We start from the raw sequence: 23,539 nt of genomic DNA on the forward strand, positions 1-23,539 counted from the left end.
ACCCTCCAAAATTTATAAATCCAGCAGTCCAGGCGGGAGTTTCACTCTTATTGCGCCAGAAGACAAATCGATTTTCTCCACAACTTCCTTGAGCGCGGGTATAAGAATCTCTTTTTTACTCCCCACGGCTTTCACCACATAGACATCGTTGCTGCCGGTTTTAATAACATCAATCATTTTTCCCAGCAGCTTATCATCTTCGTAAACATTAAGGCCTATCAATTGAAATATATAGTAATGACCCTCCGGCAGCGGTTTCAATTCGGAAACCGGAAGTTCCAGGTAAAGCCCCTTCATTTTTTCAGCTTCGAGCAGATCGTTTATTTCGGCAAAAGCAACCAGCACCATACCTTTGTGAATCCTGGCAGACGCAACATTGTACTTGATGTAATCCCTGTCTTTCCTGAAAACATAAACTTGGGTCAATTCTTCAAACCGGCCGGGATCGTCAGTGAGAGGCAGCACCTTCAACTCTCCCCTGCAGCCGTGGGTATTAACGATCTGGCCGATTTTTATAAACTGCTCCATTAGAATCCCTGCCTTTTATCAGCCATAATTCCAGCCGCTCGCACAGGGCCCAAACCTGGCCTAAAAACCTCCAGGCCAGGTTTGGGAATCATCCCTTTTAAGTCCTTGAAAACAAAGAGAGGCAAGAGGCCCCTCCTTACTGCGTGATATCCACAATCACTTTCTTGCCTTCCTCGCGGGCGGCCGCCGCCCTGACCAGGGTACGGATCGCCCTGGCTATCCTGCCTTGTTTGCCAATCACTTTACCCATATCATTAGGCGCGACACGCAGCTCGATAAAAATGATTCTGTTCTCTTCCCGCTCAGTAATCCTGACCTCTTCCGGGTGGTCAACCAGGGCCAGCACCAGAGCTTCTACTAATTCTTTTAATCCTTTCACTTGCCTACCCCCAAACATTCGGTTATTCGCTCAATTTAGCGATAATACCGGTTTTGTTTAGTAAAGACCGGGCAGTCTCGGATGGTTGGGCGCCGTTTTTCAACCAGTATAATGCTCTTTCCTCGTTTATTTTAATTATTGAAGGGTTTTTGGTCGGATCATAATAACCAAGCTCTTCAATAAACTTCCCGTCGCGTGGGGAACGGGAATCAGCCACTACCAGGCGATAGAAAGGGGCTTTCTTTGCTCCCATCCGCTTAAGTCTGATTCGTGTCGCCAATGTTTTCACCTCCTTGCGGCAGCTGGCACATTTCGTTTTACCTGTTCGGTTTTTTTATTTGAAAAAGGGGAAGCCGAAGCCGCCCTTTTTGCCGCCCTTTGCCAGTTGCTGCATCTGGCCAAACTGCTTGAACATCTTCTGGGACTGTTCGTACTGCTTGATGAGCCTGTTAACCTCCTGCACGGATGTGCCGCTCCCGGCCGCAATGCGTTTTCTGCGGCTGCCGTTTATGATCTCCGGTTTTCTTCTTTCTTCTTTGGTCATGGAGAGAACAATGGCCTCCGTCCTCTTGATGTCCTTTTCGCTGATTTCCATCCCTTGCCATCCTTTAACCTTTCCCATCCCCGGGAGCATATCCATAAGCTGGCTGATTGGTCCCATGGACCTCATCTGCTGCAACTGGTCCAAAAAATCTTCCAGGGTATATTCGCTTTTTCGCAGCTTTCTCTCCAGTTCAGCGGCTTTTTGAGCGTCAACACTGGCCTGGGCCTTCTCAATCAAAGTGAGGACATCGCCCATCCCCAGTATGCGCGAAGCCATGCGGTCAGGATGAAACGGCTCCAGGGAATCGAGTTTTTCTCCCATCCCAGCAAACTTAATCGGTTTCCCTGTAACGGCTTTGACCGAAATAGCCGCACCGCCACGAGTATCTCCCTCAAGCTTGGTTAGAATGACGCCATCAAGTCCCAGGCGCCCATTAAAAACCTCGGCCGCGTTTACGGCATCCTGGCCGGTCATGGCATCAACCACCAGCAGGATCTCGTGAGGCCTGCAGGCGGACTTCATTCGTTCTAGTTCCGTCATCAGCTCGTCGTCGATGTGCAAACGCCCGGCCGTATCAATAATAACTACGTCCAGACCCTGGCATTCCGCATATTCTTTCGCTGCCCTGGCAATATCCACCGGGTCATGTTTATCTCCCCTGGAAAAAACGGGGACTTCGACCTGTTCGCCCAGGATTTCAAGCTGCTTGACGGCCGCAGGGCGGTAAACATCGCCGGCAACCAGGAGCGGCCTTCTGCCCTGTCTTTTCAATAATCGCGCCAGCTTGCCGCAGGTCGTGGTCTTGCCCGAACCCTGCAGTCCCACCAGCATAATTACGGTAGGAGGCCGCGATGCTGTCGTTATCTTGCTCGCGGTACCGCCCATCAGCCGGGTCATTTCTTCATGGACGATCTTTATAACCTGCTGCCCGGGAGTAAGGCTGGCCATGACTTCCGCTCCCACGGCCCTTTCTTTCACTTTTCCGATAAAGTCTTTGACAACTTTATAATTCACGTCTGCTTCCAGAAGAGCCATCCGAACTTCGCGCAGGGCCTGCTCAACGTCTTTTTCCGAAACCTTTCCCTTGCCTCGCAAAACCTTGAAAGCTTTCTGCAGTTTCTCGGCCAGTCCCTCAAAAGCCATATTCGTCACCTACCAGCTTTTTTCGATTTTATCAAGGATAACCTGAAGATTGTAAAGTTCGGCGGGGCTCACTTTCCCTTGCAGGCTGGCCAGTTTCACCTTCATATTTTCAACCAATCTGCATCTCTCCATGTGCCTACCTACCAGCCCAAGCTTCTCTTCATATGATTCCAATGCTTCCTCGGACCTTTGCAGCAAATCGTAAACGGCGTTGCGCGAGACATTCTTTATCTGGGCTATTTCACCCAAAGAAAGGTCTTGCTGGAAGTAGAGATCGTACACCTCTTGCTGTTTTTTTTGTTAACAGAGAACCGTAAAAATCAAACAAAAGAGCGCGGCGGACCATACCGTCCATGGTCATGCACCAACCCTGCCGTTTATGCTGTTAAGTAAAAAAACTTAACAGGGTATATTTTACCCTGTTATCTTTGCCGTGTCAAATGCCAAGATAGGACTTCAGCCTGTCCAGTTTTAGCTGTTCAAGAAAAACCTGCGGGTTTCCCAACTGCCGGGTTTTGATAAATACACCGTGACAGTCCGAACCCCCGGAAATATCAAGCCTTCCTTTCCTGCACCAGTCCAGGCAAAAATTGACTTCTTCCCTGTCGTGTTCGGGATGCCAGCATTCGATTCCGGTGATGCCCAGCTGTGTAAAATGTTCCAAGACCTCCGGCAAATTCAGCCTTTTATGGAGGTTCCCGGCCGGATGGGCCAGGAAAGGCACCCCTCCTGCCTCTGTTACCGTCTTGATTACCTCCTCCGGCGGCGGGAAAACGGGAAATTCAAGCCTGTATTTTTCAGTAAAAAGATTCGTAAAAAAATCTCCCGCATCTTTGCAGAGCCCTTCATCAATCAGGAAATTCAACGCTTTCCAGCCGCCGCGGGTCCCGTCATCCCGGTAATTCCTGTACTTTTCAAAATCAAGCCGGTAACCCTGCTTGATCAGGGTTCTGATGCTGTCGTCATCTTTCTTGTTCATCAGGTCCGTGTTATGCTGCAGGAGTTCGTTAAGCCTGCGGTTTGCCGGATCGATGCCATAACCCAGGATATGAAAAAGATTCCCCTGAACAGAGGTGGAAATCTCGACCCCTGGTATGAAGCAAAGCCCTTCTTCCCTGGCCAGCTCCTGTGTTTCACTCAAATTTGAAACCGAGTCATGGTCGGTTACAGAAAACATGCTGATGCCTTTTTTCTTCAATGCTCCCACAAGCATTCCGGGCGTCCAGCTGCCGTCGGATGCGGTGGTGTGGATGTGCAGGTCTGCCCTCATCGCCAGTTTCCAGCTTCCCTTCTTTTCTCATTTTGTTTATTTTACCAATCAGCCAGTTCCCTGTACAGTTTAACATATTCCCCGGCTGACCTGTCCCAGCTGTGGTCAGCTTGCACAGCGTTTTTAACGATGCCGGCCCAAACCTCCCTTCTTTTATAAACCTCAAGCGCTTTTTCGACCGCGTCCCTTAAGGCGTCAGCGGAGTATTCCCCAAAACAAAACCCATTGCCCTCGCCTGTGACCTCGTTGTACGGCCTCACCGTATCTTTAAGTCCTCCCGTTTCCCTGACCACCGGTATAGTGCCGTAGCGCAAGGCAATGAGCTGGCTCAGCCCGCACGGCTCAGTGCGCGAAGGCATCAAAAGCATGTCGGAACCTGCATAAATCCTGCGGGCCAGGGATTCGTCAAATGAATTTCTCACCGCCATCCGGGCCGGATACATCCCGGCAGCCGCCGAAAGATGCCTTTCCACCGCCTCATCTCCCGTGCCCAGGACCACCAGCTGTATCTCTTTTTTCAACAGGTCCGGCAAAAGGGCAAGCAAAAGGTTAATCCCTTTATGCTCTGCCAGCCTTGAAACTACTGCCAGCATGGGGATTCTTTCCCTGACCGGCAGGTTAAGCTCCTGCTGGAGCCTCATTTTGTTCTGTCCTTTTTTGCGCAGGGAACAACGGTAGTTGCAGTAAATATGGGGGTCGGTACGAGGATTATAACTCCCGCCGTCAATACCGTTGATTATACCACACAGCTTATCTTTTCTTTTTCGCAGTACATTGTCCATGTTTTCCCCATATGCGGGGGTCATTATTTCTTCGGCATATGTCTTGCTTACCGTCGTCAGCCGGTCGGAAAAGATAATGCCTCCTTGAAGATAATTTATACAGTCAAAAAACCTCAGGCCTTCTGCGTGATAGTAATCGTCTTTTAATCCCACCACATCACCAAGCATCCAGGCCGGAAAAACGCCCTGGTAGGCGATGTTGTGGATTGTAAAAACCGTCTTCAGGGAGGAATAAAAAGGCTGCCGGCTGTAAAACGCCCGCAGGTAAACGCTGACCAGGCCGGTATGCCAGTCATGGCAGTGGAGAACTGAAGGTCGAAAACCAATGAATGGCAAGCTCTCCAGGACCGCGCGCGAAAAAAAGGCGAAGCGCTCGGCATCGTCGCCGTACCCGTAAAGCCCTTCCCTTTTAAAATAATATTCATTATCAAGAAAATACCAGGTTATCCCTTCAAAATGGAGGGCATTAATCCCGCAGTACTGCTTCCGCCAGGAAACCGGAACCGTAAGCGCGCCCAGTTCCTTCATCTTCCGGCGGTAAGCGGCCGGGACATTTCCGTATAAAGGCATGATAACCCGCGCCTCGACTTTTTTCGCTTGTAGGGCCCTGGGAAGAGAGCCGATCACATCCCCCAGGCCTCCGCTCTTGGCAAAAGGAGCTCCTTCCGCAGCGGCAAAAAGAACTTTCATCACCTTTGTTAACTCCATTACAGCATGTTATTCTTGCCAATAACGATGGGCTGTCCTTCTTGGCCTTTCAACACCGTGCCTTTTCTTATCACTACTTCTTTATCCAAGATGACGTTTTCAAGGACAGCATTTTCCTCCACTGCGCTTTTCTGCATGATGATGCTGTTTTTGACCAGGGCGCCGCGCCCGATATCGACACCCCTGAAGAGAACGCTGTTTTCCACGCTGCCTTCAACAATGCAGCCGGAAGCCACCAGGGAGTTCGTAACGCTGCATCCCTCAGAATACCTCGTAGGAGGACCGTCTTTTGTCTTTGTATAAATCGGCCCGTGGCCAAAAAACAGTTCCTGTGAGATTTCAGGATTCAGGAGTTCCATATTGTGCCTGAAATAGGACTCGACCGAGTTGATCCTGGCAAGATAACCTTTAAACGGAAAAGCAAAGACTTCAATATCATCGAGGTTGCCGGCAATAACAGCGGTAAGATCCCAGTTGCCTGAAGCCAGAGCTGCCCAGATCAATTCTTTAAGAAATTCTCGCCGCATGATCATCATTTCCATCGAAACATTGTTGTGCCCCAATTTATATGGTGTCCTGTAAATCCCGTTAACCCGCCCGTCATCACCCACGCCCAAGAAAACAACCCCACTCAAGTCAGCTGCGCTGCCTTTCTCCTGTTTATAAATCATGGTAATATGGGCATTTTTTTGCTTGTGGTAAACCAACACGTCCTGGTAGTTGAGGTTACAGATTACATTATTGCCGGAAATTACCACATACTGCTGCCTGCTCTTTTCCAGGTAATCAATATTGGCATACATGTCTTTCAAGTCCAGGCTCAGATTTCTCCTGGCGAGGCCGGGACTGGCCGAAGGCAAAACCATCAAACCTTCCGACTTGCGGTCAAGCCCCCACTCTTTGCCGGAGCCGAGATGACCCACCAGTGACCTGTATTTATGAGAAGAAATAACAGCCACGTTGCGGATGCCCGAGTTAACCATGCTGGAAAGCACAAAATCAATCACCCGGTAGCGCCCGCCAAACGGCACGGCGGATAAACAGCGGTGCTGGGTCAGTTCAGGCATCAACTCTTCGTTTTTGATATTAGCGATAATGCCCATCATTTCCTGCATATGATCCTACTCCTTGATAAATCCGATTCTCGTTTCGTTATCAACTTATTTTCGACTGCCGCCAGCCAGCGATTTGCGAACTCTTCTTTACTCTCACCCTCCCGGGTAAAGTCACATTATCGGCAATAACCGTGAGTTCAATATTACTGACCTCATCACCGCTTTCATACCCGATGCGGCATTCGTCACCCACAATGGTGTTTTCGCCGATGATTGTCTTTTTAATCATGCAGCCTTCACCTATTTCCACTTTCGGCATGATGATGCTGTCAATCACCTTGCTCCCCTCGCCGATATAGACTCCCGTGAAGAGGACCGAGTTCTCCACCTCTCCGAGAATAACGCAGCCGTCGGGGACAAGCGCTCTCCGCACCTCAGCCCGGGGACCCAGGAAATGAGGAGGTAAAACGGGAGCCTTCGAGTATACCTTCAAATAGTCTTCAAAAATATCAAATTCCGGGTCTCTTTTAAGCAAGTCCATGTTAGCCGCGTAATAGCTTTCTATCGTTCCCACATCTTTCCAGTAGCCCCTGAAGCGGTACGCGTACATGCCCACGCCCTCACCGAGCATGCGCGGGATAACATTTTTACCGAAATCATGGTCGGACGAGGGATCGTTTTCATCCATGGCCAGGTGTTCTTTTAATACAGACCAGTTGAATATGTAAACTCCCATGGAAGCCAGGTTGCTTGCGGCTTCTTTTGGTTTTTCCTTAAATTCCGTAACTCTCCCCTCTTCGTCTGTTCTTACAATGCCAAAACGCTTGGTCTCATCCCGGGGCACTTCAATGACGGCTATGGTAACATCGGCTTGCTTTTGCCGGTGGTATTCCAGCATCAGGGAATAGTCCATCTTATAAATGTGGTCGCCGGAAATCACCAGCACGCACCTCGGATCATAATGCTCAATAAAGTCAAGGTTCTGGTAGACCGCGTTAGCCGTGCCTTTGTACCACTCCCCGCCTTTTTCTCCCATATAGGGAGGCAGCACATAAACCCCACCATCGCCCACGTCAAGGTCCCAAGCGCTCCCCACGCCGATGTAGGAATTGAGCAGCGTCGGTTTATACTGGGTCAAAACCCCGACGGTGTCTATGCCGGAATTGCTGCAGTTGCTCAAACTAAAGTCTATTATCCGGTATTTTCCGCCAAAAGGAACAGCGGGTTTGGCTATCCTTTTTGTGAGGCAGCCCAGCCTGCTTCCCTGCCCGCCGGCAAGGAGCATGGCAATACATTCTTTTCTTGGCATGCGCGTTTTCCCCTCCTTATTAACAATTTTTAGCACGAGTTTAAAACAGGTTAAACCTGCCAGATCTCCCCGGCATATTCGGCAACCGTCCTGTCGCTGCTGAACCTGCCCGACTGCGCTGTATTGCTGACAGACATCCTCAGCCATTTCCTGGTTTCCCTGTACAGCCGTTCGACCTTATCCTGGGCTTCCGTATAAGAGGAAAAATCCTTCAGGTGGAAAAACTCGTCGTTGTCAACCAGCAAAAAATTGTAGATTTCGCGGAACTCTTCTGCGGGCGCCGGCAAGAACCCGGATACCAGCTGGTCGATAACTCTTCTCAGGCGATCGCTGCGGCGGTATTCTTCCCAGGCGCTGTACCCGCCCTGTTGATAATATCCAAGCACCTCATCCACCGTCAGCCCGAAGCAGATAATATTTTCTTCGCCCACAGCATCTCTTATTTCGATGTTAGCCCCGTCCAGGGTACAGACGGTAACAGCCCCGTTCATCATGAACTTCATATTGCCTGTACCCGAGGCTTCCTTGCCGGCCGTGGAAATCTGTTCGCTCACATCAGCCGCCGGTATCACCCGTTCGGCCAGCGAGACATTATAGTCTTCCAGGAAAACAACCTTGAGCTTATCCCGGACGAGCTTGTCGCTGTTTATTTTTGCGGCCACAGTGTTTATAAGCTTGATGATTTTTTTGGCCAGATAATAGCCGGGAGCGGCCTTGCCGCCAAAGATAAAGGTTCTCGGAACAATCTCCAGCTGCGGGTTATCCTTGAGACGGTTGAACAAATCCAAAATGTGCAGCACGTTTAACAGCTGCCTTTTGTAGGCGTGTATTCTTTTGACCTGCACATCGAAAATGGAATCAGGGTTAACCGCAATCCCGTACTTGTCAAAAATAAGCTTACCCATTTTCAGTTTGTTTTCCCTCTTAACAGCGGCAGCCTTCTCCAAAAAAGAGGCATCGTTAGCAAAGGCCGCCAGCCCGGACAATTGCTGCGGCTCCCCTATCCATTCCGGGCCGAGGACCTCCGTGATTAAAGAACTAAGGCCCGGATTGGCTTTCAACAAGAACCTGCGGTGCGAGACGCCGTTTGTCTTGTTGCTGAACTTCTGCGGGTACAATCCATAGAAATCGCTCAATACCTGCTTCTGCAAGATTTCCGTATGCACTCTTGAAACCCCGTTTAGCCGGCTGCTCCCAACCACCGCCAGATGGGCCATAACCACCTGGTCTTTATTCATTACCGCCATCCTGTCGACCTTCTGCCAGTCTCCCGGGAAGCGCTGCCATAATTCCCGGCCCAGCCTCTCGTTGATTTCCTGCACAATCAGGTAAAGCCGCGGCAGGAGCGTTTTGAACATCTCCACAGGCCATTTTTCCAGGGCTTCGGGAAGAATGGTGTGGTTGGTGTAAGACATGACACCGGTGGTGATGCGCCAGGCTTCATCCCAGCCCATTCCTTCCACGTCGATCAGCAGCCGCATCAGTTCCGGGATACAGAGAACGGGATGCGTATCGTTAAGGTGAATCGCCACCTTGTTTTCAAAATTCAAAAGTGAACCGTGCTTTTTCTTATACCTTCGCAAAATGCTCTGCAACCCCGCCGAAACGAGAAAATACTGCTGTTTTAAACGCAACAGCTTGCCTTCGCTGCTGCTGTCATCGGGATACAGGATCTGGGAAATCGCTTCCACACTTTGTTTGTACTCCAGCACTTTCAAATAATCCCCCCGGGGGAAGGAGGAAAGATCAAAATCTTCCCCGGCCGCCTCGGCCCGCCAGAGCCTTAGGGTATTAACAACCCCGTTTTGATACCCGGCAATAGGTACGTCGTAGGGAACGGCTTTTACCGCTTCATAGTTCTCGTGGATAAAAACAAGCCTGCCGCAAAGCATATCCGTTCGCACAGTGCCGCCAAATCTCACTTCCACAGCCTTATCCGGCTTCCTGATTTCCCAGATGTTGCCGTTGACCAGCCAGTTGTCGGGCAGTTCCACCTGGAACCCGTCCACAATGCGCTGCCTGAAGAGCCCGTACTTATAGCGGAGACAACAGCCGTGCCCTGCTATGCCCATGGAAGCCATGGAATCCAGCAAGCAAGCGCCCAGCCTGCCCAGCCCTCCGTTCCCCAGTGCAGCATCGCTTTCCAATTCTTCCAGTTCCTCCAGGTCAAGGCCCAGGTCTTTTAAAGCCTCCCTGGCCGTCTCCCGAATTCCCCTGTACAGCAGATTAATCCCCAGAAACTTGCCCGGCAGAAACTCCATGGCGAAATAATATACCTGCTTTTGATCTCGTTCGCTGTATAAATTGTTTGTCTTAACCCAGTCCACCGCCAGCAGGTCCTTGACCAGACCGGCCAGGGCCACGTATTTATCGTACATGGTTCCCTCGTCAATGCTTTTACCATGGATCTTTTCAAATTTATCGAGGTACAGCTTAATGAATTCTTCCTTGCTTATCATTTTTTCACCTGTCTTTTTCTTTGATTTGCTGCTGTTTCTTCAAAAAAACTACGGCCAAAGGTGGGATATCCACTTCCACCGAAAAGGGCTGGTTCTGCCAGGGGACCTTTCTCGCCCGGATCGAGGCAGGGTTTTTCCGGCCCGAACCCCCGTATATTTCCAGGTCGCTGTTGAATACTTCCCCATACCAGCCTGAGAAGGGGACACCAATCCTGTATTTTTCATACGCGGCCTGTGTAAAGTTGCCGACCACGACCACAAAATCCTCTCCAGCCGCATCCTTTCTCATAAAAACGATCACGCTCTGGCGCCAGTTGTCAGCCTCAATCCAGCTGAAACCCCGCCACTCGCTGTCGTTTTCCCACAGCGTTTTTTCTTCCAGGTAAAAACGGTTCAATTCCCTTACATACCTCTGAAAGCTCCTGTGCATTGGGAAATCGAGAATTTTCCAGTCCAGTTCCTCGTAAAACCGCCATTCCAAAAACTGGGCGAACTCTCCGCCCATAAAGAGCAGCTTTTTGCCCGGATGCGTCATCATAAAACCGATAAGCAGCCGCAAGTTGGCGAACTTTTGCCAGTAGTCTCCCGGCATCTTCTCTATGAGCGACTTTTTCCCGTGCACCACCTCGTCGTGCGAAAACGGCAGGATAAAGTTCTCGCTGAAGGCATACAGGAGAGAAAAGGTCAGCTTCTGGTGGTGCCATTTCCGCTGGAGTGGGTCCTTGCCCATATACTCCAGAATGTCGTTCATCCAGCCCATATTCCATTTATAATTGAAGCCCAGCCCGCCCGCGTAGGTGGGACTGCTCACCAGGGGCCAGGCCGTCGATTCTTCAGCAATCATAAGCGCATGAGGAAAGTAATAAAAAACCGCTTCATTCAATCTTTTTAAAAAGTCGATTGCTTCCAGGTTTTCTTTGCCGCCATATTTGTTGGGCCGCCATTTTCCTTCTTTCCTGCCGTAGTCAAGATAGAGCATGCTGGCCACGGCATCTAGGCGCAGCCCGTCCACGTGATAGACCTCGAACCAGAAAAGAGCGTTGGAAACGAGAAAACTTACCACTTCCGGTTTGGAAAAGTCAAAGTGGAATGTGCCCCACTCAGCGCTTTCCCCCTTTTCATAAAGAGAAGTGCCGTCAAACTTTGCCAGGCCGTGCTCGTCACGGCAGAAATGGGAAGGAACCCAGTCGAGGATCACGCCGATCCCCTGCCGGTGGCAGTAATCAACGAAATACATAAAATCGTGCGGTGGGCCGTAACGGCTGGTAACCGAATAATATCCCGTCACCTGGTAGCCCCAGGAACCGTCAAAGGGATGCTCCATCAAGGGCAGCAGTTCAAGGTGAGTGTAGCCCATTTCACGCGCATAGGCGGCAAGCTCGTGCGCAAGTTCGCGGTAACCGAGAAATTCCCCGTTTTCTTTGCGTTTCCATGAGCCGGCGTGCACTTCATAAATATTGAGCGGTCCTAGGTAGGGAGGCGTTTTTTTCTGCAGCCAGCAATCATCCCCCCAGTGATAACCGTCCAGGTTATAGACAATGGACGCGCTTTTGGGCCGCACCTCGGAATAAAAGGCATACGGGTCAGCTTTCATAAAAGCCTGCCCGCGGCCAGTGTCTATTTCGTACTTGTAAAGCTCACCTTCCCTGATCCCCGGAATAAATGCAGACCAGATGCCCGAAGGGCTGATTTTTTCCAGGGGACACTTCAAGCCCCGCCACCCGTTAAAATCTCCGGCCACGCCCACCTGCCTGGCCTGGGGAGCCCACACCGTGAACCTCGCGCCGTCTACCCCGTTCTCATTTGTAACGTGCGCCCCGAATTTTTCATAAGCCCTGAACAACTTGCCTTCATGAAAAAGGTGAATGTCATAAGAAGTCAGCTTTTTATGACCCATCATTTTCTTTCTCCGCTTCTTGCATAATATTCAGTCTTTTATGTTCTCTTTTGCTGGCACGTCCTTGAAGAATATATCTGATTAAACATATTTGCTCATTTCCGTCACAATGAGACAAAAAACGCCTTTTGATTCAATCAAAAAGCGCCTCGTTTTTTTCTGATTTCTAAATTATTATCATCGCTTTTATAATCGCTACCACATCTATCTTAACATTACCATTTTTCAACCATTTTTTCAAGCACAAACCTTGCTTTTTTACCTGCCGTTCTGACAATTCGCAAACCATGTCTCATTCTTCCTTCATTCTGAAGGCAAAAGCTCTCCTTCTATTACGGTAACTGCCTGCCCGGCTATCAACACCCTGTCGCCTTTTACGCAGACCTTCAGAATCCCGCCCCGCTTTGAGGCCTGGAAAGCGGTGAAACTGTCTTTTCCAAGCTTTTTCATCCAGTACGGGCCGAGGCAGCAGTGAGCCGATCCCGTTACAGGGTCTTCCGGCACCCCGGCCGCCGGCGCAAAAAACCGGGACACAAAATCATATTCTTTATCTTTAGCCTTTGCTGTAACTATAACCCCGCGCGCCGGCAGCTTTGAAACAATTGAAAAATCAGGTTTTATCCGCCTTACTGTCTCTTCGGATTCCACCTCGATTATATAATCATAAATACTCTTGCCTGTATAGACCGGTTCGACATCCAAAGCCGCCAGCAGTTCCGCCGGCGCATCAACTCTTTCATCCGGCGTGGCCGGAAAATTCATCCATATCCATCCTTCCCTGTAATCAGCGGTAAGAAGCCCGCTTTTGGTCTGAAACTTTGCTGTTTCTTTCATTCTCAAATATCCCTTTTCCCACAACACATGGGCGCTGGCCAGGGTGGCATGGCCGCAGAGGTCAACTTCAACTTCCGGAGTAAACCAGCGCAAATTATACCCGTCGTCAATTCTCAAAAGAAACGCCGTCTCAGATAAATTCATTTCCCTGGCCACATCACTCATCCACCTGTCAGTTTGGGGTTTCTCCATAATGCAAACCCCTGCCGGGTTTCCCGCAAACGGTCTGCCGGTAAAAGCGTCCACCTGGAAAATTCTCATATTCTTCTTCCTCCTTTTGCATGTGCCAAATACCCCGCTGCAGCTGCTTCGTCAATAATTCTTACGGCAATGTTCCATAATACATCCGAATTCTCCTTGATTACTTCATTCCTTACCAAGACCTGATCGCAAGAAATATTGTTCTCAAGCCATGATTTCCCTTTCGATTGAAAATTCAACAACAGAGGCTGCAGCCGGTCAAGAGCGGCTGAAAACCTGGCTTCCGGGGTTTTACATTCCTCAAACTCTACCCAGAGTTTATAAAATTCTTCTGCCTGATCCTTAGGAAGCAATCGGTACAACCTGTCGGCGGCCTGACGTTCACGTTCAAACCTGCCGCAGTTTGCCTCCCCATCGTAACAATAGGTATCGCCTGCCTCAATCTCGACAAGGTCGTGCATCAGGGTCATCTTGAGCACTTTAAGCAAATCAATCTCTTCCGGAAAATGCTCGGCAAGAATCAAGGCCATTACAGCAAGGTGCCAGGAGTGTTCGGCATCATTTTCCTTTCGCGAGCCGTCGGCTAAATAACTTTGCCTGAATATTGTTTTCAACCTGTCAATCTCGATAACAAACCTTACCTGCTGGTCAATTCTGCTGTCACTCAAATGGATTACACCTCTCGCCTTCAACCATAACCGGTTATTTGACCAGTCCGGATACGAACTTAAACTCTGATGTGCCAGCTTCTTTAAGCAAATCGAACAAAATGGTTTCCGTGTTGGAAACCACCGCTCCCATTTCACGCATCAAATCAAGACCGCTGGAATAATTTTCTTCTGTGCGGGAGCACACCGCATCTGCCGCCACAAAAACGGCATACCCATGGTTAAGCAGATCCCTGGCCGTCTGAAAAACACAGACGTGTGTTTCCATACCGGTCAAAATCACCTTCCGCCTTCCCATTCCCTCCAGACAAGAAAGCACCTGGTCCGTACACCCTGAGAAAGTCATTTTTTCAAACTTGCATCCCTCTTTCAGTTGGTCGTTTATCTCCGGAACCGTCGCTCCCAAACCTCTGGGGTATTGTTCTGTCGCTATTACCGGGATACCCAGTTGCGAGGCAGCAGAAATCAAGACACAGTTTCTTCCGACAACCCTTTCCCTGTCTTTCATTGCCGCGGCCAAACGTTCCTGGACATCAATCACCATCAGCACCGCTTCTTCCCTGGTTAAAGTAAACTTCTTCATCATGTTCCCACTCCCCTTTTGTTATTCTACCCGCACTGTACCTTTAATCGAGTTTAGCAAAACCTTTTCAATTATGCCTTATACAGCCGCACCCGTTGTGTGAAGCCATTGTATTGTTATACACCTTCCACAGCTTTAGCTGCGTTTTTCCCTAATTCATATGCTTTCTCCATGTATTCATTTTTTTCTTTTGCTTCTCCCTTGCGTGTTACTCCTGGAACTATTATTTTCCCGATTAATTTCATTTCTAAGAAATTCAAGTTTCATGGTCACACCGTCCCAAGCGAATTGATAAATTGTCTTTATCATGAATGGCATATAACGTTCCCGTTTTATTAATTTAAAAATCAGGAGTTAGTACAATCCTTTGCCTCAATCCCCCTTTGTGCGCTTCTTCGTATGCTTCTTTTATCCGGCTCATCGGCATGGTTTTAATAAACGGCTCTATCTGGATTTTGCCGCTGAGCACCATGTTTAAAACATCAGGGTAGTACTTAGGCAGGCAGGCCCAAGTGCCTATTATCTCAGCCTCCAGGGCCATCACCCTGGATAAAGAGAACTCATTTTTGTGCATTCCGAAACCAGCTATCACTAATTTGCCGATAAAGGGCAGCAGTTCTAAAGCGATTTCCTGCCCCGCCGCGGTGCCTGTCCACTCAAAAATCTTCCACCCGTAATGGGAAGGCAATCCCTTACTCCTGCAGTAGGCATAGAACTCATCGCGTACATTCTTAGCTGTCTTGTTCTGGCTGCTAATAACATGAGTTGCGCCGAACTTAAGCGCCCTCTGAAGTTTTTCCTGATTGCGGGCGATGCCAATAATCTCTTGGGCACCCATTGCCGCACAGATCTGAGTAGCATAAACGCCAGCCCCTCCCGTGGCGCCGACGACGATTACCAGGTCTCCCAACTTCACATCTGCCCTTTTAGCCGCTTGATAGGCAGAAGCAACGGCATCAGCAACTACCGCGAGATGAGAAAGCGCTATTCCCTTCCTTTCTTTAATGTAACATAAGTCTTCCGAAGGTACGGCGATATGACTGGAGTTGCCACCATAAATACCCATGCTGTAGCCTGGTATTTTTGCCGCTAGGCATCGGTTCCCCCTCCCAGCTTTACAGATGGAACAGTTGTTGCACGGCATCGTGGGGGGAATGATAACCTCTTTACCCACGAGTTTGGCATCGCCGGCGACAATAGTACCGCTAATCTCATGCCCTAATGTTCGCGGTGTCACCGTAACAGTCGGCACTTTACCATAGAACACATTATGATCCAAACTGCAAATACCGCAACCTGCTATTTCCACCAGTACCTCGCCCGGTTTAAGCTTAGGCACGTCAATAGTGGCTTTCTCCATTTTACCAAGAGAGACCATCTGCCAAGTCTCGATTTTGCTTGGTACCTTTGTCATCATACTTTCCCCTAAAAGCAAGATGCAGATAACATCATCTTATCCGCCCGAAATTCTCTCCCTTCGAAGCTGCGCAATACCGCTTTAACATGAATATGACACTTTTGTATGTGTTTTAGGATATCTTGAAAATCCTATAAGTTGGGCTTTAGAAACCTTTATTGTCTTTCCTAATACCAAAAAACCATGAAATTAATTACAATTGATGTAACGCTTTTTGATAGTCCTTTACAAAATACCTTTTGCCTTTCTGTATTATTTCATGCCCCTCCATTTCTAATAATAACCTTTGTTTGTCTATACCACCTGGATACTTTTCGTTTAACTCACCGCCCTTTTTCAAGGTGCGCCAATATGGTGTTATTTCACTACTTCCTGAATTTTCTCGTTCCTGTGATGCATTTGCAGCGATGTTTATAAAAATTCCCGCAGTAAGCTGACAAGTGAAATCAGCATTATGCTTTTTGGCAAGAAATGCTCTGATTTCATCAGAAGTAATAAGCTTACCTTCGGGTATCCTCTTCATTACCTCATCATATTCGATAGGCGCTGCAATAAGCATATTGCCACAGCCAAAGCGCTTGGCCATTTTATTGTCAGCACCTACAAATTGTACCTTAGGCAGTTCTTTGGTGTTATTAAGTTTTTCATTAAATGATTTTTTGGACATTTCTTTTCCTCCCTCGGTTAGATAATCATTAGTCAAATACTTGTAAAAAACCATAAGACAGAAATATTTTCAGTTCTTGGTTCATTTTGGAGAAAATTGACGGTAATTTGTCGAATCATTAAAGTATGAATAGTACATCAAATACTGCCACAATGACCATAGAAGAACTTCAAAAGCGCTGTGTTGTGAACGGTCAAAACGCTAAACTGACCGCCAAGCTGAACTGGTTTATGGAGCAGTTTCGCTTAAGTAAACACCGGCAATTCGGCGTTTCCAGCGAACGGACCGCTCCTGAACAACAGCAGCTTTTTCTTTTTAATGAGACGGAAGTGGAAGCCCAACCGGTTCCAGCTGAGCCGACCGTGGAAACGATCACCTACCAGCGCCGCAAACAACGCGGCCACCGTGAGACGGTGCTCGAAAACCTGCCGGTTGAAACGGTTGAGTACCGTCTGCCTGTCGAAGAGCAGGTCTGTTCATGTTACGGCGGTCCTTTGCATGAAACGAGCACCGAGGTACGGCAAGAACTTCAGATCATTAGCTATCTCTTCGAAAAACTTCCCAACCTGGATACCAAAGACGAGAATGCTTTTGATAAGCTGCTCCCATGGTCCGAGTCCTTGCCCCTTGTCTGCCGGGGCAGCAAATAAGCCTTACTTGAGTCCCCACCTTACTTGCAAGGTGGGGATTATTTTACGTTTACACTTATACTCATGAAACGCACCTCATTAATAATTGACTTTATAATTAAATTATACCCTATATTAATAAGGTAGTTTCTATCATCGTTTTACGTTAATTACCGCTTTGTTAAGTCTTTATACGTCGACGCCTTCCGACCTTAAGGCGAAGGCCAAACCTTAGCTAGCTCTTAGCTTAGGCCCGGGCGAGCCGGGTCATGCCTGACTTGGGCCGGGGGATGTGGCGCGGCTGCCCCAGACATGTACTACCCCCTGGTCGACTTCTCGCGCTTACCGCGCCCACTGCGTGAAGCCATTGTTGAACTAAACCGCTGGCGCGGTGGCTTTTCCAATTTATTCCTGCCAGTTTATTACACTTTCCTTTATTCTCAATAGAAATAAGGAAGGTGTTTTTTATGCAAGATTATCTTCAATTGATGATGACCTCCATGGAGCTAAGGGGCTTTGCCAAAAGCACTCAAAAAAACTATCTGGCACACATCCGCCGTTTTACGCAATTTTGCGGCAAACACCCTGCAGCAGCCGGCTATGACGATGTCAGGGCTTTTCTTCATCATGCTATTTGCAAAAGAAAACTGAGCTCAGCTTACGTTAATTCTGCCTATGGAGCTATTAAATTCTTTTTTCAGTCGGCTCTATGCCGGAAATGGAATATGCTTCATGTCCCCAGAGTGAAAAAGAGGTCTTTTCTTCCGGTAATTTTATCTCCCCAGGAAGTTTTTCAGATTATTAATTCTACTAATAATCTCAAACACAAAGCTATTCTTTCTACGATTTATTCAGCTGGGCTTCGGGTCAGTGAAGCTGCCCATTTGAAAGTTTCCGATATTGATAGTTCCCAGATGCGTATCTTTATTCGTCAATCTAAAGGAAATAAGGACCGTTATTCGATTCTGTCAGAGAAGAATCTTTCTCTTCTTCGTGAATACTGGAAACTGTATCGTCCTAAATCCTGGCTCTTTCCAGGTGTTCCTGATTCTAAGCCAATTTCTGCCCGGACAATCCAATCCGTTTTTCATAATGCCCTTGTCACTGCCGGGATTTTTAAGGATGTTTCTGTTCATACTCTACGCCATTGTTTTGCTACACACCTTTTAAATAATGGTCCCAGCATCCTGCAAATTAAGAATCTGCTGGGTCATTCCGATATTCAAACTACTTCTATATACCTGCATCTTACTCACGCTCAGGTTCTTGGCCTAAAAAGTCCCCTGGATTTTGCCATTAGGGGTGACTTTGATGCTTGAGTTGCAAGATGTTTTTTCCCGCTTCGGTGTTCGTTTTATTGATTCTCATTTTATTCATTATGAAGGCTTGAATGCTATAAATGCGATTAGAAATTGTAGGACTTCTTCTCTGGGAGGTCATGTGGATGTTTGTGATTCCTGCGGATGTTCCAAGGTCTCATATAATTCTTGCCGGAACAGGAATTGTCCTAAATGCGGTAATTTGAATAAGGAGCAGTGGATTTTGGATCGAAAGTCTGAGCTTTTGCCAGTCCGGTATTTCCATGTTGTTTTCACTGTACCTCATAAACTTAATGGTTTGTTTCTCTCTAACCAGGATTTGATGTACTCTCTTCTTTTTAAGGCGGCATCAGAAACTCTCTCCAAACTTGCTCTGGATAAAAAGTTTTTGGGAGCTCAGATCGGCGTGACGATGGTACTTCATACATGGGGACAAAACCTTTCTTTCCATCCCCATGTCCACTGTATTGTTCCTGGGGGTGGTCTTTCTCCTTCCGGCTTATCTTTTGTGCGTTCGAGAAAAAAGTTCTTTATTCCTGTAAAGGTTTTGTCCAAGGTGTTCCGGGGCAAGTTCCTTTTCTACTTGAAAAAGGCTTTTGTGAAAATCAAATTAAGGTTCTCTGGAGAATCGCTTCAATATGCCGAAAAATCTAGTTTTCAGTCTTTGCTCGATTCTCTATATGATACTTCCTGGGTAGTCTACTGCAAGAAGCCTTTTAAGTAGTCTCATCGTGTGGTGGAGTATTTAAGCCGCTATCTATACCCATAAGATTGCTATTTACAATAACCGCTTGGTTTCTATGGATGATTGGTATGAAGTTTAGCTTCCCCGGGAAAAAGACCCGCAAAGCCATTCTTAACCCTAAAAAAGACAATAAAAAACTACAAGCATAATAAAACGTGCTTTGGGTAGAAAAGTTATCTATCGACCTTTACGAACCTTGTTAAACAGCTAAACCTTTTTCTTTGACTTCGTAACCAAGAGCCTGAAGCCTCTTAATCATGCTGCGAGCTTTGTTTTTGTTCCTTGCTTCTTTATAAAAATCCGGACCATGTTCCTGGTAAAGGCTCTTTGTCTTGAGCATATGGTAAATTGTTGTTACAATTTTTCTTGCAGTTGCAACAGCAGCTTTTTGAGGCCCACGTCTTACTTTGATTGACCAGTACCTCGCAGAAATGTAAGTGTTTTTTGTGTTTGAAGCTGCATGAGCACACTGGCAAAGAAGGGTTTTTACGTAGTTGTTTCCGGCTTTAACGCGCGTGGATTTTCTTTTGCCGGCGCTCTCGTTATTACCCGGATTTAGCCCACACCATGAAGCAATATGATCCTCAGAATGAAACACTTCCATGTCAGGGCCTATTTCCGCAAGAATCGCCTGAGCAGCCGTTTTGTCAATGCCGGGATGAGAGTCGATGATATCAATAAGTTCCTTGTAAGGCTCACATTTTTCATCGATCATGCTTTCCAGCTTGGCAATTTGTGAATTAAGAAAGTCCAGATGCCCTAAAATTTCCTTGATGAGATCTTTTTGATGGTTGTTCAGCTGGCCATTTAAAGATTCAAGCAACTGAGGGATTTTTTGGCGAAGCTTGCGTTTCGCAAGATTGGCAATTGATTCGACATCGTTGCTTTTCTCCTCATCATCGGATATTAATGCAGCAATCATTGCCATTCCAGAAACGCCGAAAACGTCTGAAACAACGCTTGAAAGCATGATATTGCTTGTACGAAGGACATCAAGGAGACGGCTTCTTTCCGATGAACGCATTTGAATCAGTTTTTGTCTGCGTCTTGTTAAATCTCTAAGTTCCCTGATGTATTTTGGAGGGACAAAGCTGCCTTCTACAAGGCCCAGTGCAAGAAGCTTTGCCAGCCATCTAGCATCGTTGGTATCTGTTTTGCGCCCAGGAAGATTCTTTACGTGACGAGCATTAGCCAGAACAATTTCCATTGAATCCTCAAGGATATTGTGTACAGGTATCCAGTTCTTGCCGGTGCTCTCCATGGCTACTTTGGTATAGTCTTCTTCCAAAAGCCATGCTTTTAATTTTTCAAGGTCCGAGGTCATAGTTGTAAATGTTTTGATTGTGTCTTCATACCTTTGTGAATCTTTGGGCCTTAAGGAGACATGCTTTTACAGAATCCTTATGGACATCAAGACCACAAACAACTGGGTTAATAACTTTTAGCAAAGGATCACGCTCCCTGAAATATGTATTATACAGATGTATGGCAGCTCAATGTTACCATTGATTGGTATTCATGCTCTAAGGCAATATTTTTGTGTGCATACGAGCTGGCTCGAGTTGATGGCATTGATGTCTTGCGTTCATTTTTGAACCTTACGTATGCGGGAACATATCAATGGGTTTTTGGCTGTTTTCCACTAAGATATGAAGTGCTGATACAGCATTAAAGAAATTGTTAATGGTTTAACGGATTCCTTATTGTCTTCTTCCATTTATTTAAAAATTCTTCCAAATAATTTTGTATCTTTCACATAGCAATTTTATTTTTATATCTTCGAAACTTTTTGCATCAAAGACTTTTCTGTTCCATATATATTACTTAAGCCCATCATCATATATATTGGATTATTTGTTTCTTTCTCTACTTCGATTTCATTCTATTTAGTTATAATAAATCAAGTCATCAATTTTTTCTTTGAATTGTAAACTCATCAGCAACTGTAAAATCACCGTTGTTTTTGTCTGTTTTTATATAAGAAATACAAATTAATTCAGATTCAATCGATATATTTAAAAATCCAGCAGATGGTAATGTATCGTCCGGATTGTAACCATATTCCACTGCTTTTTTTGTTGCTATACGACTTATTCCAGGTTGGGGAACTAAAATATAATGAATTCCGTCCCTTTGCTCGTTGGCATAAAAATGATCATGTCCATGAAAAACAGCAGTAACATGATTTTGAACAAGCAACTCATGAATTGGCATAGTAAAATCCACTCTGTTTTTATTAAAGGTATATGAACCGTTGAGATCCCTTCCTCCCCATTCAAAATATTTTGAAGCCTGCGCCCCACCTCTGTGTTCTACATCGATTCCACCAAGCAAATGGTGGACAAAGACAAACTTTGTATCACACTTACTGTTTTTTAATATGCTTTCCAGCCACTGATACTGTTCTAAACCCAATGTATCAGACCATCCTGCTGAAGAATCTGTTGTAAAAGTAAAGGCGTCCAATACCACAAAAAGAACATTTTCATATTCAAATGCGTAGTAGTTGGCATTTTTTGTGTCACCTGAAAATGATGAGTTGATACTTGGCATTGGAAAATATTCGTTCCGTATACTTCTCGATAGTCTTTGCTGTTTAGGCCGGAAACCGTTCTCGCCATCATGATTCCCTGTTACAAAATATATCGGAATATTCTTCAGAGGAGACAATTTTTCTGAAACAAACAGAGCCCTTTCACGCATTTCTTCCAGCGTTTCTCCATAATCTCCAAACATTAGTGTATCTCCTAAATCCATAATGAATGCCGGAGAAGACTTAACAATATTGTGAAAGGTTTGATAGAGAATATCGAAATCTGTTTCTTCGTCCATGTGGGTATCTGCCATAACGACGAAGGAAAACGGAGAAACTTCATCAGTATTACCACTTTGGGCTTGAGATTTCTCAGCTTTTGTATTTAACGAAGACAAATCTACAGTTCGTACACAACGCACATAGTTATAAACCATACGGATATCACCCTGCGGTCCCCATGCCTGAGGATAGTCCATCTTGTTGCCGGATTTTGGATCACTGCGTTGTGCTCCCGCACCATGTACATCCATGAGCTTATTATTCATTATCCCTTGTGCATAACCAAAAGCTATATAAGCAGCAGAAGAATACGGATTTTTCCCATCCAGGTGAGTAGTGCTTGTCCAGAAATAAGGATATTGTTTATTGCCCTTAATATCCTTAATCGGGGTAACATTAAATAATGGATCAATAGCAGCCGAACCAGTTGTTCCAGGTGAACGCGTATAATCTACAATACTATGCAGTTCTTTAGCATTAGGCAATCGCCAATCTTTATATCCAGCCAGTTCAAGATTTTCAGCATAAGCAAGTGCTTCCTGCCAATTTAAACCAACCCCACTATCATTCTTCTGCCACATAAGTCCCGTAGCAAGGTCAGTAATCGTACCATCTCCGTTATCAATAAAATTATTCTTACCATATTCCGGATTTCCTCTTACAAGTCTTACATACATAGCATTTGGTCTTTTGGTACCTGGCTTATATTTTGGATAAGCTTTGATTCTTCCATCCACAAAATTTACTCCAAATATTGCTTCTTGCCCATTCATTACTTTTCCAACATAAACGGTCGAAGACCATGTCTGGGCGTCAATTTCTCTTTCTCCCTTGGTAACATCTCCAAGCGGTTGATTGAAGTAGCGGGTATCAATAAACAACCTTTCTCCTGCCTTTTCTCCGCCAGATGTTCCTGTAAAGAGAATAAGTGAATACAGTTCTTTTATAGACGGCACCCGCCAATCATTATATCCTGCAAATGTGCAAGTTTCAGCATAAGCCATTGCTTCTTCCCATGTCATCTTCTCGCCCATGTCCTTCATCCACATTAACCCGGTAACATTGTCTGTTACAGTACCATCCCCATTATCAGTGTAACTAGGTTCATTTCCGCTATAATTAGAATCTTGTCCATAAAATGGATCGCCTTCTTTAGGTTTAGGGATAACATCTGTATCACTGTAGCTTTCCTTAACACCAGTATCAACAATCGGATAAGTCAATGTTACCGAAGAATCATCTTGAGAGCTATTATTAATGTTCAAATCTGCACTGTTTGAATTGGTACTGCACCCAAACTGAATCATAATCAATGTTATCAACAATATTACTATTACTTTCTTCAAGTTATATCACCCTCACTTATTTATTCATATTAAAAAGCATCTCTATAAGATATTTTTAACATACAGTCACTTTATCAACCTACAAAACTAAATAGATGGTTCTCTCTGTGTTTTTATTTGTTCCAATAAATACTTGCCATTATACCCTTGACATCCACAAAATCAGCAAGATGTTTATATAATATTACAGGAGTTATGCAGTTGATGGAAAATAACACCAAAGCATAATCAAAAAATATTT

Annotated in this window: 20 protein-coding genes and 2 pseudogenes; 3 read left to right on the forward strand and 19 right to left on the reverse strand. The window is 46.3% G+C overall.

The window, feature by feature from the left end; genetic code table 11:
- Nucleotides 1–12: 12 nt before the first annotated feature.
- The 17 genes from rimM to NUV48_11010 form a co-directional block, all read right to left on the reverse strand.
- Entirely contained in the window at nucleotides 13–528 is a 516-nt protein-coding gene (rimM, locus tag NUV48_10930) for a ribosome maturation factor RimM (protein MCR4442652.1), read from the reverse strand.
- A gap of 136 nt (nucleotides 529–664) precedes the next feature.
- Nucleotides 665–907 carry a KH domain-containing protein gene (locus NUV48_10935; GenBank protein ID MCR4442653.1) on the reverse strand — a complete coding sequence of 81 codons (243 nt, stop codon included), beginning with the start codon at nucleotides 905–907 and terminating at the stop codon, nucleotides 665–667.
- 22 nt (nucleotides 908–929) lie between these two features.
- Nucleotides 930–1,187, reverse strand: coding sequence for a 30S ribosomal protein S16 (gene rpsP, locus NUV48_10940; protein MCR4442654.1), 258 nt, complete (start codon nucleotides 1,185–1,187; stop codon nucleotides 930–932).
- 54 nt (nucleotides 1,188–1,241) lie between these two features.
- Nucleotides 1,242–2,594: a signal recognition particle protein gene (gene ffh / locus NUV48_10945; GenBank protein MCR4442655.1), complete on the reverse strand. Its 1,353-nt coding sequence runs from the start codon at nucleotides 2,592–2,594 to the stop codon at nucleotides 1,242–1,244.
- 9 nt (nucleotides 2,595–2,603) lie between these two features.
- Nucleotides 2,604–2,876 carry a hypothetical protein gene (locus NUV48_10950; protein ID MCR4442656.1) on the reverse strand — a complete coding sequence of 91 codons (273 nt, stop codon included), beginning with the start codon at nucleotides 2,874–2,876 and terminating at the stop codon, nucleotides 2,604–2,606.
- 154 nt (nucleotides 2,877–3,030) lie between these two features.
- Nucleotides 3,031–3,864 carry a PHP domain-containing protein gene (locus tag NUV48_10955; GenBank protein MCR4442657.1) on the reverse strand — a complete coding sequence of 278 codons (834 nt, stop codon included), beginning with the start codon at nucleotides 3,862–3,864 and terminating at the stop codon, nucleotides 3,031–3,033.
- Between the two features lie 41 nt (nucleotides 3,865–3,905).
- A complete protein-coding gene (gene glgA / locus NUV48_10960; protein ID MCR4442658.1) occupies nucleotides 3,906–5,336 on the reverse strand; it encodes a glycogen synthase GlgA in 1,431 nt (476 codons plus the stop codon).
- A gap of 17 nt (nucleotides 5,337–5,353) precedes the next feature.
- Nucleotides 5,354–6,469 carry a glucose-1-phosphate adenylyltransferase subunit GlgD gene (gene glgD, locus NUV48_10965; protein ID MCR4442659.1) on the reverse strand — a complete coding sequence of 372 codons (1,116 nt, stop codon included), beginning with the start codon at nucleotides 6,467–6,469 and terminating at the stop codon, nucleotides 5,354–5,356.
- A gap of 40 nt (nucleotides 6,470–6,509) precedes the next feature.
- Complete coding sequence (locus NUV48_10970) at nucleotides 6,510–7,718, reverse strand: glucose-1-phosphate adenylyltransferase (protein ID MCR4442660.1); 1,209 nt, start codon at nucleotides 7,716–7,718, stop codon at nucleotides 6,510–6,512.
- Between the two features lie 50 nt (nucleotides 7,719–7,768).
- Entirely contained in the window at nucleotides 7,769–10,177 is a 2,409-nt protein-coding gene (locus NUV48_10975; GenBank protein MCR4442661.1) for a glycogen/starch/alpha-glucan phosphorylase, read from the reverse strand.
- Nucleotides 10,178–10,181: 4 nt separating this feature from the next.
- Entirely contained in the window at nucleotides 10,182–12,077 is a 1,896-nt protein-coding gene (gene glgB / locus NUV48_10980) for a 1,4-alpha-glucan branching protein GlgB (protein ID MCR4442662.1), read from the reverse strand.
- Between the two features lie 300 nt (nucleotides 12,078–12,377).
- Complete coding sequence (locus NUV48_10985) at nucleotides 12,378–13,169, reverse strand: PhzF family phenazine biosynthesis protein (GenBank protein MCR4442663.1); 792 nt, start codon at nucleotides 13,167–13,169, stop codon at nucleotides 12,378–12,380.
- On the reverse strand, nucleotides 13,166–13,777 hold the full coding sequence (locus NUV48_10990; protein ID MCR4442664.1) for an HD domain-containing protein: 612 nt from the start codon (nucleotides 13,775–13,777) through the stop codon (nucleotides 13,166–13,168). The genes NUV48_10985 and NUV48_10990 overlap by 4 nt, the downstream gene beginning before the upstream one ends.
- A gap of 34 nt (nucleotides 13,778–13,811) precedes the next feature.
- Complete coding sequence (locus NUV48_10995) at nucleotides 13,812–14,360, reverse strand: isochorismatase family protein (protein MCR4442665.1); 549 nt, start codon at nucleotides 14,358–14,360, stop codon at nucleotides 13,812–13,814.
- Nucleotides 14,361–14,476: 116 nt separating this feature from the next.
- Nucleotides 14,477–14,620 carry a hypothetical protein gene (locus tag NUV48_11000; GenBank protein ID MCR4442666.1) on the reverse strand — a complete coding sequence of 48 codons (144 nt, stop codon included), beginning with the start codon at nucleotides 14,618–14,620 and terminating at the stop codon, nucleotides 14,477–14,479.
- Between the two features lie 80 nt (nucleotides 14,621–14,700).
- Nucleotides 14,701–15,777, reverse strand: a complete 1,077-nt coding sequence (gene had, locus NUV48_11005) for a 6-hydroxycyclohex-1-ene-1-carbonyl-CoA dehydrogenase (GenBank protein MCR4442667.1) — start codon at nucleotides 15,775–15,777, stop codon at nucleotides 14,701–14,703.
- A gap of 193 nt (nucleotides 15,778–15,970) precedes the next feature.
- Complete coding sequence (locus tag NUV48_11010; GenBank protein ID MCR4442668.1) at nucleotides 15,971–16,444, reverse strand: MGMT family protein; 474 nt, start codon at nucleotides 16,442–16,444, stop codon at nucleotides 15,971–15,973.
- Between the two features lie 125 nt (nucleotides 16,445–16,569).
- Here NUV48_11010 and NUV48_11015 point away from each other — a divergent pair.
- The 3 genes and pseudogenes from NUV48_11015 (at nucleotide 16,570) to NUV48_11025 (ending at nucleotide 19,116) form a co-directional block, all read left to right on the forward strand.
- Nucleotides 16,570–16,983: pseudogene (locus NUV48_11015) on the forward strand (transposase).
- A 557-nt stretch (nucleotides 16,984–17,540) separates the two neighbouring features.
- Nucleotides 17,541–18,392, forward strand: coding sequence for a site-specific integrase (locus tag NUV48_11020; GenBank protein ID MCR4442669.1), 852 nt, complete (start codon nucleotides 17,541–17,543; stop codon nucleotides 18,390–18,392).
- Complete coding sequence (locus NUV48_11025; GenBank protein ID MCR4442670.1) at nucleotides 18,385–19,116, forward strand: transposase zinc-binding domain-containing protein; 732 nt, start codon at nucleotides 18,385–18,387, stop codon at nucleotides 19,114–19,116. The genes NUV48_11020 and NUV48_11025 overlap by 8 nt, the downstream gene beginning before the upstream one ends.
- Before the next feature lie 220 nt (nucleotides 19,117–19,336).
- Here the strand turns inward: NUV48_11025 and NUV48_11030 are convergent.
- Nucleotides 19,337–20,482: pseudogene (locus tag NUV48_11030) on the reverse strand (IS110 family transposase).
- A gap of 563 nt (nucleotides 20,483–21,045) precedes the next feature.
- A complete protein-coding gene (locus tag NUV48_11035) occupies nucleotides 21,046–23,298 on the reverse strand; it encodes a DUF1566 domain-containing protein (GenBank protein ID MCR4442671.1) in 2,253 nt (750 codons plus the stop codon).
- Nucleotides 23,299–23,539: the final 241 nt, after the last annotated feature.

It is taken from the genome of Peptococcaceae bacterium, assembly GCA_024655825.1.
Lineage (GTDB): Bacteria > Bacillota > Peptococcia > DRI-13 > PHAD01 > JANLFJ01.